Genomic DNA, 14,011 nt, shown 5'->3' with positions numbered 1-14,011 from the left:
TGGACTTTTGAAAATACGTTTGAATCAACCGGACAGAGGCAAGAAAAGCGCTTGAAATTGGTGTCCGGTTTGTGTTTGGTTTTTTGCGCTAAACCCTACATCTAGGGTTTTTTTGGCGCCGGGGTACAAGATAATGCGTTTTGGGGGGCGATTGCAACGTACTACCTGTGGATAAACCTGTGCGTAAATTGTGTGTGAAAGGTCCAATCGGCGTGTAGGCCGCGATGCTGCTGGACCGGACCTTTTTTCAGCATTTTTCAACGATCAAAAACGGCCGGGCGGATTTTTAAGGGCGCGAACCCTATCACAAAAAACCGACATGTCCGAACGCATTTACCGGCTTGTGTTCTGCGCGGGCGACGTTTATACAATCGGCCAGCGTGTATGCAATTTTATCCCCCGAATCATTACAAAAAGACGGGTGGATCCTTCCTTATAAGAGTCATTGGCAAGCAGAGGTCACCCGTGGAGCAAGAAGCCTGGCAGGTATTGATTGTGGAGGACGACCAGCGTCTGGCCGAACTGACCCGCGATTACCTTGAAGCCAACGGCCTGCGTGTGTCGATCGAGGGCAACGGCGCCCTGGCGGCGGCGCGCATCATCAAGGAGCAACCGGACCTGGTGATCCTCGACCTGATGCTCCCCGGTGAAGACGGCCTGAGCATTTGCCGCAAGGTCCGCGACCGCTTCGACGGCCCGATCCTGATGCTCACCGCGCGCAGCGACGACACCGACCAGATTCTCGGCCTCGATCTGGGGGCCGACGACTACGTGTGCAAACCGGTGCGTCCGCGCTTGCTGCTGGCGCGCATCCAGGCGTTGCTGCGACGCAGTGAAACCCCCGAACCGGTGCCGGAAAAACAGCGACGCCTGCAATTCGGCCCGCTGGTGGTGGACAACGCCTTGCGCGAGGCTTGGCTGAACGACAACGGTATCGAACTGACCAGTGCCGAGTTCGACTTGCTCTGGCTGCTGGTGGCCAACGCCGGGCGCATTCTGTCGCGGGAAGAAATCTTCACTGCGCTACGCGGTATCGGCTATGACGGTCAGGACCGTTCCATCGACGTGCGCATTTCGCGCATTCGCCCGAAAATCGGCGACGACCCGGATCATCCACGGCTGATCAAGACCGTGCGCAGCAAAGGCTACCTGTTCGTTCCCGAGGCCTGCGTAGATCAAAGCCTGTGAATTCGATCTTCCTGCGTATTTATGGCGGCATGTGCGCCGCGCTGATTCTGGTGGCGGTGCTCGGCGTGCTGGCGTTGCACATGCTCAACCAGGTGCGCAGTGAGCAGTACCGCGAGCGTCTGGCCCACGGCACTTTTTCGCTGATGGCCGACAACCTGCAACCGATGAACCAGACCGAGCGCCACCGGGCATTGCTGGTGTGGGAGCGGTTGCTGGGCATTCCGCTGGCGCTGAAAACCTTCAACGAGACCGATCTCGACCTGCGTCAACGCACACGAGTGCTGCGCGGCGAGGCGCTGGTGGAACAGACCGGGCCGCACGCGGCGAAGGTTTATCGTCTGGTCAGCGACAAGGAACAACTGGTCCTCACCGGGGAAGTGCAGCAGATCAGTGAACAATTGGCCCGGGCAACCATTTACCTGTTGGTCGACGAACTGGTGCGCTACCCGGTGGGCGAGCAACCGGTGCGCCTGGCGAAGCTGGCAAAGGACAAGGGTTTCGGTTTTGACTTGCGGCTGGTGACGGTCGATGAAGCAGACATGGACGAAGACCAGAGCCGTCGCGTGTCCGAAGGTGACACGGTGATGGCGCTGGGCAAGGGTGGCGATTCGATCCGGGTGTTTGCCGGCATGGTCGGCACGCCGTGGGTGCTTGAGATCGGCCCGTTGTACCAGATGAATCCTTATCCGCCGGAATGGCTGGTGCTGATCGCGGCATTGGGGCTGAGCCTGATCGGATTGATCGTTTACCTGTTGGTGCGCCAACTTGAGCGGCGTTTGCGCGGTCTGGAAGCGGCGGCCACACGCATCGCCAAGGGCAGCCTGGAAACCCGCGTACCGGCACGCGGCGCGGACTCGGTGGGGCGGCTGGCATCAGCGTTCAACGGCATGGCCGAGCACTTGCAGCAATTGTTGGCGATTCAGCGTGAGCTGGTGCGCGCGGTGTCCCATGAACTGCGCACGCCGGTGGCGCGCCTGCGGTTTGGCCTGGAGATGATCGGCTCGGCCACCACCCCGCAAGCCCTGGAAAAATACTGCGAAGGCATGGACCACGACATCGAGGACCTCGACCGTCTGGTGGATGAAATGCTGACTTATGCGCGGCTGGAGCAAGGTTCGCCAGCGCTGAATTTTCAACGCATCGATCTGGATGCGCTGGTCAATCAGGTGATCGAGGAACTGGCGCCGTTGCGCGCCGATGTCACGGTGCAGCGTGGGTTGTGCCTGTCGGCGGCCGATAACGACGACGCCTGGGTCGAAGCCGAGCCGCGTTACCTGCATCGCGCGATCCAGAACCTGGTGAGCAACGCCATGCGCCACGCGCAATCCCGGGTGACCATCAGCTATCAGGTGGGGCAGCAGCGCTGTCGGGTGGATGTCGAGGATGACGGGCCGGGCGTGCCGGAAATCGCCTGGGAGAAGATTTTCACCCCGTTCCTGCGCCTTGACGACAGCCGCACCCGGGCATCGGGCGGACATGGTCTGGGCTTGTCGATCGTGCGGCGGATTATTCATTGGCATGAAGGGCGAGCGTTGATCGGCAAGAGCAAAAGCCTGGGTGGGGCGTGTTTCAGTTTGAGTTGGCCGAGGAATCAGGAAAAGCGGTAACGCAGGACCTGTAGCAGCTGGCGCAGCTTGCGTTCTGCGGCGCAGCCGTCGTCAATCCTGCACTCACGATTTTTCCGATGCACCGCGGTGTTTGATTTCACGACGGCTGCGCCGCCGAACGCAGCCTTCGGCAGCTGCTACAGAGTTCAGGCTTTAATGCTGACCAGGCTCAACAGCTGCCCATCCTGAACCCCAAACTGCGCATTCAGCTCGGTGCCGTTGCGCCATTCGGTCGACAAATCCGTCAGTAACCGCAACCGCACTTCACCGGCCTCGGTCCACTCCAGCACTTCAGCGTGTTCAAAATAAAAGCGCTGCTGGACGATCGGGTAGAGCGCCTTGAACAGGCTTTCTTTCACCGAAAAGGTCAGCGTCACCAGCAGCGCCAATTGCTCGCGGCCACCTGCGGTCATGCGCTTTAGCTCTGGTGCGGTGAGGATTTCCCCAGCCAGGCGTTCAGCGCGTTCGACGTTGAGCAGGTTTTCCAGGTCCATGCCCAAACCGCGCCAATGGCTTTTCTTCGCCACGATGGCCGCCGCCCGGCCGGTGCTGTGGGTGATCGAACCGCAGATGTGCGCCGGCCAGACAGGCGCCCGGTCTTCGCCGATGGCCGGGCTGACGCTCAAGCCTTCGAGTTGTTGCAGGGCGGCGCGAGCGCAGATTCGCCCGGCGAGAAATTCGGCCTGACGTTTGGCGACGGAGCGCTGAATGCTCGCGGGCGCGTCAATGGCGCTGCGCTGGAAGTCATCGCCGAGCAGTTGCGTGGGATCGAAGTGGGTACTCAGCAGCACCGTATCGGGCAGCACAACCGGCAGCGGCCAATGGGCATCGAGGGGCGTGCAACAGACGGGCAGGGCGGGGACGGAGTTCATGGCAGACATTTTGCCGGGTTGGGTTGCGGCTGGGTAGTGCAAAGGTTGAGATCGGCGGCGCAGCTATCGCTAGCAGGCTAGCTCCCACAGGGGAATGCATTTCAATGTGGGAGCGAGCTTGCTCGCGATGGCAACACCTCGGTCCTCCTGATCAGCTAAAGATCTTTTTGAAAAACGCCTGCATGTCCGCCCAGGACTTTTCATCCGCCGCTTTGTTGTAGCCGATGTCCGGCCCGCCGTGATCGCCATGGCTCAAGCGATCGGCATCCGGGTTGCTGAAGCCATGCTTGGCGCCATCGAGGCTGACGAACGTGTAATCGGCGCCGGCCTTGTCCATTTCGGCTTTGAAAGCTGTGACGTTATCCGGGGTGATCATGCTGTCCAGTGCGCCGTGTTCGACCAGCACTTTGGCTTTCACGCTGCCCGGTGTGGCGGGGGTATTGGTCGCCAGCGCGCCATGGAAACTCACCACGCCGGCCAGCGGTACGCCTTGGCGTGCCGCGTTGAGCACCACTGCGCCGCCGAAGCAGTAACCGATGGCGGCGATTTTTTGCGGATCGGTTTGCGCCTGTTTCTTCAGCAAATCGAGCCCAGCCTGGAACCGCGCGCTGGACGCAGCGCTGTCTTTCAACGCCGCTTGCATGAACGCCATGGCGTCCTTGGGATGCTCGGTGTTCTTGCCGTCGCCATACATGTCGATGGCCAAGGCGCTATAACCCAACCCCGCGAGATCGCGGGCGCGGCGCTTGGTGTACTCGTTCAGCCCCCACCATTCATGCACCACCACCACGCCCGGGCGCGGGCCTTTGATTGCATCGTCGTAGGCGTAGTAACCGATCAGTTTCGTGCCGTCGGCACTCTGGTAGGGAATTTCCTGGGTCTTGATGGCGGCTTGGCTGAGGCCGCTCAAGGCCAGCAACAGAACAGCGAGAAGCATGCGCATGGTCGAATCTCCTGTTGAAGCGTGTGAAACAGTCGGGTCGCGTTGGTTCAGCTCAGGTTCAGAGAGCGTTCAGGGGGAGTTCAGGGCACGCCGGGTAATCTTGCACGTACCCAAAAAGCGAACAGCGCATGAGGAAACTCCCTATGACTGGCTTTAAAAATCTACTTCTGGCGTTCACTGTTCTGGGCGCCAGTGCCGCCGCCCATGCGGGAGACGATAACTTCGGCAGCCTCACCTTTGGAGAGACCAGCGGCAAAGTCAAAAAGTCCCGTGTGCTGAGCCGTTCAAGCGTTAATGTTGTGCCGGATGGCAGCAGTGCCTGGGGTGCGAGTCTGGGCCAGCAAAACGTCCACTCCGGCTATTCCGCCACGTACGCAAATGTGTCGGTGTCGCACAACGGCATTAAACTTCGCCATGAGGATCTCATGGGCCGCTACGATTTGTCTTATCCAGTGGGTATCAGCAAGCCATTGTCATGTTAGCCATCGAGGTGCAAGTTTGTATCTCTGGAGATGTTGATTTACCCGGGAGAGCGTTATGAAACTGCTGGTTGTCGAAGATGAGGCGCTGTTGCGCCATCACCTGCAAACCCGCCTGACGGAGAGCGGCCACGTGGTCGAGTCCGTGGCCAATGCCGAGGAAGCCTTGTATCAAACCGGGCAGTTCAATTTTGATCTGGCGGTCATCGACCTCGGTCTGCCGGGCATGGGCGGGCTTGATCTGATTCGCCAGTTGCGCTCGGGCGCCAAGACGTTCCCGATCCTGATTCTCACCGCCCGTGGTAACTGGCAGGACAAGGTCGAAGGCCTGGCCGCCGGGGCCGACGATTATGTGGTCAAGCCGTTCCAGTTCGAAGAGCTCGACGCACGGCTCAATGCCTTGTTGCGCCGTTCCAGCGGGTTTACCCAGTCGACCATCGTCGCCGGGCCATTGCTGCTTGATCTCAATCGCAAGCAGGCCTCCCTCGACGAGCAACCGCTGGCGCTGACCGCGTACGAATACCGTATCCTTGAATACCTGATGCGTCATCATCAGCAAGTGGTGGCCAAGGACCGCTTGATGGAGCAGCTATACCCGGACGACGACGAGCGTGATCCGAATGTGATCGAAGTGCTGGTCGGCCGGCTGCGCCGCAAGCTCGAAGGGCCGGCCGGGTTCAAGCCGATCGACACTGTGCGTGGCCTCGGCTACCTGTTCAATGAGCGCTGCACTTGATTCGTTCTCTTCGCGTTCGCTTGATGCTCGCCGCCACGATCCTGGCGGTGTTGTTCATGCTGGCGTTGCTGCCGGCGATGCAAGGCGCGTTCAGCCTTGCCTTGCAGGACTCCATTGAGCAGCGCCTGGCGTCCGACGTGACGACGCTGATCTCCGCCGCCCGGGTGGAAAACAACCGCTTGCAGATGCCGGCGCAATTGCCCGACGAGCGTTTCAACCTCACCGACAGCCGTTTGCTCGGCTACATCTATGACCGTGAAGGCCGTCTGGTCTGGCGCTCGAAGGCTACGCAGGAAGAACACATCAACTACAAGCCGCGCTACGACGGGCGCGGCAACGAATTTGCGCGAATCAGCGAGGCCAACGGCGAGGAGTTTTTCGTCTATGACGTCGAGGTCAAATTGCTGGGCGGCAAGAGTGCCGCGTTCAGCATCGTGGCCCTGCAACCGGTTCGCGAATACGAAGTCACCCTCGAAGGCCTGCGGGAAAACCTCTATCTGGGCTTCGGCGCGGCGTTGCTGGTGTTGCTGGCGTTACTCTGGTTTGGCTTGACCTGGGGGTTGAAGGCCTTGCGCCGATTGAGTCAGGAGCTGGACCAGATCGAAGGCGGCACCCGCGAAAGTCTCAGCGAGGAACATCCTCGGGAACTGCTGCGCCTGACCGGCTCGCTTAACCGCTTGCTGCACAGCGAACGCGAACAGCGCAGCCGTTATCGTGACTCCCTGGATGATCTGGCGCACAGCCTGAAAACGCCGCTGGCGGTGTTGCAAGGCGTCAGCGAAGACATGGCGCAACGCCCCGAAGATCGTGATCAGGCGTGGGTGCTGCAAAGCCAGATCGAGCGCATGAGCCAACAGATCAGCTATCAATTGCAGCGCGCCAGCCTGCGCAAAAGCGGGCTGGTGCGGCATCAGGTACGCCTGCGGCCGGTGCTGAAAAGCCTGTGCGACACGCTGGACAAGGTCTACCGCGACAAGCGCGTGCGGGTCGCTTTCGATCTGCCGGAAGAGTGTTTTGTGCCGATCGAGCAAGGGGCCTTGCTGGAAATGCTCGGCAATCTGCTGGAGAACGCCTATCGCCTGTGCCTCGGCGAAGTGCGCATCAGCGTGCGCGAAACCCTTAGCGGCATCGAGTTGTGCGTCGAGGACGACGGCCCTGGTGTGCCAATGGATCAGCGCGCGCGGATTCTCGAGCGCGGTGAGCGGCTGGACCGTCAGCATCCGGGGCAGGGCATTGGCCTGGCGGTGGTCAAAGACATTATTGAGAGCTACAGCGCCAAGCTGACCCTGGGGGATTCGCCGATGGGTGGGGCGGCGTTCCGGATTCATTTTCCGGTGGTTTGATCGGCAGATCGTTACTGCACTTGCTGGCTCCATCGCGGGCAAGCCCGCTCCCACAGGTTTTGTGAACGCCACAGATCACTGTGGGAGCGGGCTTGCCCGCGATGAGGGTGGTTTGAGCACCGAAAAAGTCGAGTCTGAAGCTCAATTTTCTTGCGCGCGATACGCCCCCGGTGTCAGCCCCGTCCATTTCTTGAACGCCCGATGAAACGCCGAAGGCTCGGAAAACCCCAGTTGCTCGGCAATCTGTTGCAATGACAAGTCGGCGCGGCCCAGGTGATAAATCGCGATATCGCGACGCAACTGATCTTTCAATTCCTGAAAACTGCTGCCTTCCTCCCGCAGATGCCGGCGCAGCGTCTGCGGGCTGATATGCAGGTGGGCGGCGACGGCGTCGAGGTCCGGCCAGCGTGAACTGTCGCGGCTGAGCAAGCGTCGCAATTGGCTGCTCAGGCTGTTGCCGTCGTCTGGACGAGACAGCAAATCGGCCGGCGAGTGTTCGAGGAAATGCTTGAGGGTGCGTTCGTCCTGCAACAGCGGCATGTTCAGGTAGCGGCTGTGAAACAGCAGGCTGCTCTGGGCCGTGGAAAAGGTTAACGGGCAGGAGAACAGCAGATCGTACTCGGCGCCGTGTTCCGGTCGCGGGTAGCTGAAAGTGGCCTGCTCCAGGCGAATGCGCTGGCCGATCAGCCAACTGCCGAAGCGATGCCAGATCACCAGCAGGCTCTCGCTGAGAAAATGGTCCGGGTCCCAAAGCTGCGAATCGTCGAGGCTCAGGCGGATCATGTCGTCTTCGCGCGTCAGGGTCAGGCGCGGGGCGTCGGGGAATAGGCTATAAAATAATAAGCCGCGGTTCAGCGCCTTATCCAGATTACGGCAGTGGATCACCGCGTGGCACATCATCGCGAAGCTGCCTGGTTTGCTGGGGCCGTGCCCGAACCCCAGGTATTCGTCGTCCAGTGCCAGCCACAGTTGCTGAATCAGTCGGGTGAACTGCTCCGGTGCAATGCGCGCCCGCGGCTCTTCGAGCAATTCGGGACTGATCCCCAATTGTTGAAGCAGGCTCGAATAGTCCAGGCCACGGCGTTGCGCGCCACCGAGGACGGCGCGGGCGAAGTGACTGGCGATGGTGCGTTCGCGCATAGCAGGCAAATCCGTCCATTGAGCGACGGATGGTAGCGGCGGTTTCAATCGATGAACAAGGCGGATATCCGCCAAATTGCAGGACGCGATTTGCTTGAAGGGCGGAAATCCGCCATTGGGCTTCACCCGGGCAACGACCAGGAGCGACCTGCAACCCCTGATATCAAAAGGCTTGCGGGTGTTTCAGCGCAGGTGGCACGGGCTTTGCGATACAACTGGCAGATGCCTGCCGTCGCGCGGCTCGAAAAAACAAATCCCTCCAGTGCAGGAGGGTTCGCAATTCAGGTGTCCCGGGCAACAGATGGACGTTGCAGCGCGCACTCTTGAGGAACTTTGCAATGACGACTCGTCAGCCACTGTACAAATCCCTGTATTTCCAGGTGATCGTTGCAATTGTCATCGGTATTTTGCTCGGCCACTACTATCCACAGCTCGGTGTGGCCGTTAAGCCACTGGGTGACGGGTTCATCAAACTGATCAAAATGATCATCGCCCCGATCATCTTCTGTACGGTTGTCAGCGGTATCGCCGGCATGCAGGACATGAAGTCGGTCGGCAAGACCGGTGGTTACGCACTCCTTTACTTCGAAATCGTTTCGACCATCGCGTTGCTGGTTGGCCTGGTCGTGGTCAACATCGTGCAACCAGGCGCTGGTATGCACATCGACGTGAGCACCCTGGACGCCTCCAAAGTTGCTGCCTATGTGTCGGCCGGTGCTGACCAAAGCGTCGTTGGCTTCCTGCTCAACGTGATCCCGAGCACCATCGTCGGCGCGTTCGCCACGGGCGACATCCTGCAAGTGCTGATGTTCTCGGTGATCTTCGGTTTCGCCCTGCATCGCCTGGGTGCCTACGGCAAGCCGTTGCTGGACTTCATCGATCGCTTCGCCCACGTGATGTTCAACATCATCAACATGATCATGAAGCTCGCGCCAATCGGTGCCTTCGGTGCCATGGCTTTCACCATCGGTGCCTACGGTGTCGGCTCGCTGGTGCAGTTGGGTCAACTGATGATCTGCTTCTACATCACCTGCCTGCTGTTCATCCTGATCGTGCTGGGCGGTATCGCACGCGCTCACGGCTTCAGCATCCTGAAAATGATCCGCTACATCCGTGAAGAACTGCTGATCGTGCTGGGTACGTCTTCTTCGGAATCGGTACTGCCGCGCATGCTGATCAAGATGGAGCGTCTGGGCGCGCAGAAATCCGTCGTGGGTCTGGTGATCCCGACCGGCTACTCGTTCAACCTCGACGGTACTGCGATTTACCTGACCATGGCCGCCGTGTTCATTGCCCAGGCAACTGACACCCACATGGACATCACGCACCAGATCACCCTGCTGGTGGTGTTGCTGCTGTCCTCCAAAGGCGCTGCCGGTGTGACCGGTTCGGGCTTCATCGTATTGGCCGCTACCCTGTCCGCCGTGGGCCACCTGCCGGTAGCCGGTCTGGCGTTGATCCTCGGTATCGACCGCTTCATGTCCGAGGCCCGTGCCCTGACCAACCTGGTCGGTAACGCTGTAGCGACCATCGTCGTGGCCAAGTGGGTCAAGGAACTGGACACCGACGTGCTGCAAGCCGAGCTGGCTTCGGGCGGTCGCGGCATTGCCGACGAGCCTAAAGACGACGTACTGGGCCACGCCGATGAGGCCGCCCCGGTGAACGCCAAGTAAATCTGCTGCAATGAAAAACCCGCTTCGGCGGGTTTTTTTCTGCCTGCGACCTGAGCGCAACGGTCAGCGTCACTGGCACATAAGGTTATTGCCCCTGAGCGCCCGGCTGCCTAGTCTGGGAACATCATTCAGGGAGAACTTCCATGCTCGGTCCACTGGCATCACTCAAGATTCTGGATTTCTCGACGCTGCTGCCGGGGCCGTTCGCCTCATTGTTGCTGGCGGACATGGGCGCCGAAGTGTTGCGCATCGAGTCGCCCACCCGCATGGACCTGCTGCGCGTGCTGCCGCCCCACGACCACGGCGTATCGGCCAGCCATGCCTACCTCAATCGCAACAAGCGCAGCCTGGCGCTGGACCTCAAGCAACCTGAGGCGCTGGAGGTTATCAAGCAGTTGCTGCTGGGCTACGACATCGTGCTCGAACAATTCCGCCCCGGTGTCATGGACCGCCTGGGCCTGGGTTATGAAGCCTTGAAGGCGATCAACCCGAAGCTGATCTATGTGTCGATTACCGGTTACGGCCAGACGGGGCCTTACAGGGACCGCGCTGGCCATGACATCAATTATCTGGCACTGGCCGGGCTGGCGAGCTACACCGGCCGCGCCGACAGTGGGCCGTTGCCCTTGGGGCCACAAGTGGCGGATGTCGCCGGCGGTTCGCTGCACGGGGTGATCGGCTTGCTCGCGGCGGTGATTGCCCGGCAGCAAACCGGGCAGGGGCAACACCTGGATGTGAGCATGACCGACTGCGCCTTCAGCCTGAACGCCATGGCCGGTGCCGGGTATTTGGCTTGCGGCGTCGAGCCGGGTCGCGAAGACCAGATGCTCAATGGCGGCAGCTTCTACGACTATTACCGCTCGCGGGATGGACGCTGGTTGTCGGTGGGCAGCCTGGAACCGCCGTTCATGAAGCAACTGTGTGTGGCGCTAGGGCTGGAGGAGTTGGCGAGCCTGGGCCTGTCGCCACAACCGGCGCAGCAGAAGAAGCTCAAGGATGCGCTGAAGGTTGAGTTCGAGAAGCATGACTTTGCCGAACTTTGCGCGTTGTTTGCCGAGTTGGATGCTTGTGTTGAACCGGTATTGAGCGTGGGCGAGGCGCTGCGGCATCCGCAGTTGCAGGCGCGGGAGCTGGTCACCCAAGTGCCGCGTGGCGATGGGTCGAATCAGGCGCAGATGGCGTGTCCGCTGAAGTTTTCAGAGGGATTGCCGGAACCTCGGCACATTGGCGCGGCGTTGGGGGAACATACGGATCAGGTGTTGGGGGAGTTGGGGTTTAGTCCTGAGCGGATTGACGAGTTGCGGCGTGCCAAAGTGATTATTTAGCGACTGTGCCGGCCCCATCGCGGGCAAGCCCGGCTCCCACAGGTATTGATGTTGACCACAGGTTTTGTGAACGACTTCGACCACTGTGGGAGCGGGCTTGCCCGCGATGAGGCCCGCCCACACACCAAAAAATCTAGCTACTCGACCCGCATCTCGCCACTGAACACCAATGTATTGCGACACCGCCGGCACAAATACCGCCGCCCCTGCCGCACCAGGCCATGACGCTGTGACGAAAAGGCAAAATCACTGTCGGGGCACGGGCATTTATAGATGTAGCGGGTCACGCTGCGGCGTTTGACGTCGTAGGTGTGGCAGCGATTGGGCGGCAGTTCGTACACGCCGCGCATGATCAGTTGCCACTCTTCGCCATGGGGCTGGATGCGGTCGCCGAACAGTTGATGGGCGATCAAGTGCGCGACTTCGTGGGCCACGGTCTGCTTGAGGAAGTCTTCGGTGTTTTCCCGGTACAGCTGCGGGTTGAAACGCAGCAGGTTCTCGTGCAAATGCGCGACACCGGCTTTTTGCCCGCGCAGCTTGAGGCTCACCACGGGGCGCTTGAAAGGTCGTTTAAAAAAGGATTCAGCTTGTTGGAAACAGTCTTCGACGCGGGTATTGAGTTGCTCGGGCATGCTTGATGGATCTCCAGAGACGTCGAGTATGCCGCAACCCTCGGGCCTTGCGAATCGCCAAGTCGCCGAATGGTCGTTGCGTTTCTCCTGGCAGAAGCATCAAAAGGCCGCCTTGCGGCGGCCTGTGTCGGCAGATCTGGTTATTGGATGATGTGTTGCTAATTCGTATAGACCGGCCCCACGCCGAGTCCCCAGACAATTACAGTGAACGCCATGATGGCCACCAGCACGACCAGGCCAACGGCAAGTACCGAACTGGAAAACAGAAAGCCCTCGTCAGATGGAATGTTCATGAACGTCGGTAGCCCGACATACAACAGGTAGACCGTGTAGCAGATCGCGGCAGTACCGACGATCATCCCCAGCCACATGTGCGGATACAGCGCCGCCAGGCCGCCAATAAACAGCGGTGTCGCGGTGTAGGTCGCAAATGCTACGCAGCGTGCCAGGCTGGGATTGGCGTCATAGGTGCGGGCCATCCAGTGGATGAACGCGCCCATAACCGCCACGCCGCCGAGCATCGCCAGGTACGACATGATCGTCATCCATAGCGCACTTTCCATCGTCAACATCACTGGCGCACGATTACCGATCACCCAGCCGACCTGCGTGGTGCCGATAAAGGCCGACACGGCAGGGATCGCCGCCAGAATCAGGGTGTGGGTCAGGTACATGTGGCTGATGCTTTCCTCCTGGTCGCCACGGATTTCTTTCCATTCTTGGTCAGGGTGGGTGAAGAGCCCCACTACGTGATGGATCATGCCAGTCACTCCTCTTTTTTTTACCGTCGCCCCCCAGTGGAGCGCCTACGGGCCAATGCGGCCGAGTAAGTAATAGGTCTGGAATTCGAATGCGACCTTATGTCGCAGTATAGGAAGGAGTTAACCGCACAAGGAGAGGGGGCTTAGAGCAAATTGCGCTGTAAACCTGCCGCTTAATCGCAGTTGCATCTGTAGGCGCTTCCGAACGCTGCGATCTGTTGATCTGTGGCGATTAAAAGGCAAAAGATCGCAGCCTGCGGCAGCTCCTACGGTAGGCGGTCCGTCAGGATGCTTCGCCCATGAAGGGTTTTTGCGTAAAATGCCCGCCTTTCGTCACACCTCACGGATTTCGCGTCATGGGCACTCTTACGGTCAACCAGAACAAACTGCAAAAGCGCCTTCGCCGCCAGGCCGGTGAGGCTGTTGCCGATTTCAACATGATTGAAGATGGCGACAAGGTCATGGTCTGCCTGTCTGGCGGCAAGGACAGCTACACCATGCTCGATGTGCTGATGCACTTGCAGAAGGTCGCGCCGATCAAGTTCGAGATCGTGGCCGTGAACATGGACCAGAAACAACCAGGTTTCCCCGAGCACGTGTTGCCGGCCTACCTCAAAGAACTGGGCATCGAGTATCACATCGTCGAAAAAGACACCTACTCGGTAGTCAAGGAGCTGATCCCGGAAGGCAAGACGACGTGCTCGCTGTGCTCGCGGCTGCGTCGCGGCACGCTGTACACCTTCGCTGACGAGATCGGCGCGACCAAAATGGCCTTGGGGCATCACCGCGACGACATCGTCGAAACATTCTTCCTCAATATGTTCTTCAACGGTTCGCTCAAGGCCATGCCGCCCAAACTGCGCGCCGATGACGGGCGCAACGTGGTGATCCGCCCGTTGGCCTACTGCAACGAGAAAGACATCCAGGCCTACTCGGACCTCAAGCAATTCCCGATCATCCCTTGCAACCTCTGTGGTTCCCAGGAAAACCTGCAGCGTCAGGTGGTCAAGGACATGCTTCAGGAATGGGACCGCAAGACACCGGGGCGCACCGAGAGCATTTTCCGCAGCCTGCAGAACGTGATCCCTTCGCAACTGGCCGACCGCAACCTGTTCGACTTCACCAACCTCAAGATCGACGAGACCGCGGCTTCGCGTTTCGTCAACGTGGTCAACCTCTAACCGTAATCACTGTAGGAGCCAGCCTGCTGGCGATGGCGATGTGTCAGGCACATTATTGTTGACTGACACCCCTTCATCGCCAGCAGGCTGGCTCCCACAGGTTTTGTCACAAGTTGGCAGTTCATTTTTCA

Annotated in this window: 14 protein-coding genes; 9 read left to right on the top strand and 5 right to left on the bottom strand. The window is 59.8% G+C overall.

Going from position 1 to position 14,011, the window contains the following annotated elements:
• Nucleotides 1–465 precede the first annotated feature (465 nt).
• Entirely contained in the window at nucleotides 466–1,188 is a 723-nt protein-coding gene (locus tag KVG88_RS30715) for a winged helix-turn-helix domain-containing protein (RefSeq protein WP_150704895.1), read from the top strand.
• Complete coding sequence (locus KVG88_RS30710) at nucleotides 1,185–2,795, top strand: ATP-binding protein (RefSeq protein ID WP_150704896.1); 1,611 nt, start codon at nucleotides 1,185–1,187, stop codon at nucleotides 2,793–2,795. The genes KVG88_RS30715 and KVG88_RS30710 overlap by 4 nt, the downstream gene beginning before the upstream one ends.
• Nucleotides 2,796–2,941: 146 nt before the next feature.
• Here the strand turns inward: KVG88_RS30710 and KVG88_RS30705 are convergent, their stop codons facing one another.
• Together KVG88_RS30705 and KVG88_RS30700 are read right to left on the bottom strand one after the other, a co-directional pair.
• Entirely contained in the window at nucleotides 2,942–3,667 is a 726-nt protein-coding gene (locus KVG88_RS30705; RefSeq protein WP_217873625.1) for a 4'-phosphopantetheinyl transferase family protein, read from the bottom strand.
• A 151-nt stretch (nucleotides 3,668–3,818) separates the two neighbouring features.
• Nucleotides 3,819–4,610: a dienelactone hydrolase family protein gene (locus tag KVG88_RS30700; RefSeq protein ID WP_150704898.1), complete on the bottom strand. Its 792-nt coding sequence runs from the start codon at nucleotides 4,608–4,610 to the stop codon at nucleotides 3,819–3,821.
• 143 nt (nucleotides 4,611–4,753) lie between these two features.
• Here KVG88_RS30700 and KVG88_RS30695 point away from each other — a divergent pair, with 143 nt between their 5' ends.
• From KVG88_RS30695 to KVG88_RS30685, 3 genes are read left to right on the top strand one after another with little or no spacing between them, the layout of a single operon-like run.
• The gene (locus KVG88_RS30695; protein ID WP_150704899.1) at nucleotides 4,754–5,092 is read left to right on the top strand and encodes a hypothetical protein; all 339 of its coding nucleotides are present in this window, start codon (nucleotides 4,754–4,756) and stop codon (nucleotides 5,090–5,092) included.
• A gap of 55 nt (nucleotides 5,093–5,147) precedes the next feature.
• Entirely contained in the window at nucleotides 5,148–5,825 is a 678-nt protein-coding gene (locus KVG88_RS30690; RefSeq protein WP_217873624.1) for a response regulator, read from the top strand.
• Nucleotides 5,822–7,168 (top strand): ATP-binding protein, encoded by a 1,347-nt coding sequence (locus KVG88_RS30685; protein WP_217873623.1) that lies wholly within the window; start codon nucleotides 5,822–5,824, stop codon nucleotides 7,166–7,168. The genes KVG88_RS30690 and KVG88_RS30685 overlap by 4 nt, the downstream gene beginning before the upstream one ends.
• Nucleotides 7,169–7,309: 141 nt before the next feature.
• Here the strand turns inward: KVG88_RS30685 and KVG88_RS30680 are convergent, their stop codons facing one another.
• A complete protein-coding gene (locus KVG88_RS30680) occupies nucleotides 7,310–8,308 on the bottom strand; it encodes an AraC family transcriptional regulator (protein WP_217873622.1) in 999 nt (332 codons plus the stop codon).
• A gap of 51 nt (nucleotides 8,309–8,359) precedes the next feature.
• On the opposite strand from KVG88_RS30680, the gene KVG88_RS30675 reads away from it, so the two are divergent.
• The 3 genes from KVG88_RS30675 to KVG88_RS30665 all read left to right on the top strand — a co-directional run bounded on the left by KVG88_RS30675 (nucleotide 8,360) and on the right by KVG88_RS30665 (nucleotide 11,306).
• The gene (locus tag KVG88_RS30675) at nucleotides 8,360–8,635 is read left to right on the top strand and encodes a hypothetical protein (RefSeq protein ID WP_217873621.1); all 276 of its coding nucleotides are present in this window, start codon (nucleotides 8,360–8,362) and stop codon (nucleotides 8,633–8,635) included.
• 11 nt (nucleotides 8,636–8,646) lie between these two features.
• Nucleotides 8,647–9,981, top strand: coding sequence for a dicarboxylate/amino acid:cation symporter (locus tag KVG88_RS30670; RefSeq protein ID WP_150704903.1), 1,335 nt, complete (start codon nucleotides 8,647–8,649; stop codon nucleotides 9,979–9,981).
• Nucleotides 9,982–10,124: 143 nt separating this feature from the next.
• A complete protein-coding gene (locus KVG88_RS30665) occupies nucleotides 10,125–11,306 on the top strand; it encodes a CaiB/BaiF CoA transferase family protein (RefSeq protein WP_217873620.1) in 1,182 nt (393 codons plus the stop codon).
• Nucleotides 11,307–11,443: 137 nt separating this feature from the next.
• On the opposite strand, the gene KVG88_RS30660 is transcribed toward KVG88_RS30665, so the two are convergent.
• Both KVG88_RS30660 and KVG88_RS30655 read right to left on the bottom strand, forming a co-directional pair.
• Complete coding sequence (locus tag KVG88_RS30660; protein WP_217873619.1) at nucleotides 11,444–11,938, bottom strand: SprT family zinc-dependent metalloprotease; 495 nt, start codon at nucleotides 11,936–11,938, stop codon at nucleotides 11,444–11,446.
• Between the two features lie 158 nt (nucleotides 11,939–12,096).
• Entirely contained in the window at nucleotides 12,097–12,699 is a 603-nt protein-coding gene (locus tag KVG88_RS30655; protein WP_030131100.1) for a Yip1 family protein, read from the bottom strand.
• 356 nt (nucleotides 12,700–13,055) lie between these two features.
• Between KVG88_RS30655 and ttcA the strand changes: the two genes are divergently transcribed.
• Nucleotides 13,056–13,880 (top strand): tRNA 2-thiocytidine(32) synthetase TtcA, encoded by an 825-nt coding sequence (gene ttcA / locus KVG88_RS30650; protein WP_217873618.1) that lies wholly within the window; start codon nucleotides 13,056–13,058, stop codon nucleotides 13,878–13,880.
• The last annotated feature ends 131 nt before the right edge of the window (nucleotides 13,881–14,011 follow it).

It is taken from the genome of Pseudomonas azerbaijanoccidentalis (assembly GCF_019145495.1).
Taxonomy (GTDB): domain Bacteria; phylum Pseudomonadota; class Gammaproteobacteria; order Pseudomonadales; family Pseudomonadaceae; genus Aquipseudomonas; species Aquipseudomonas azerbaijanoccidentalis.
Note: the sequence above shows the minus strand (reverse complement) of the source record. Positions and strands in the feature narration are given on the sequence as shown.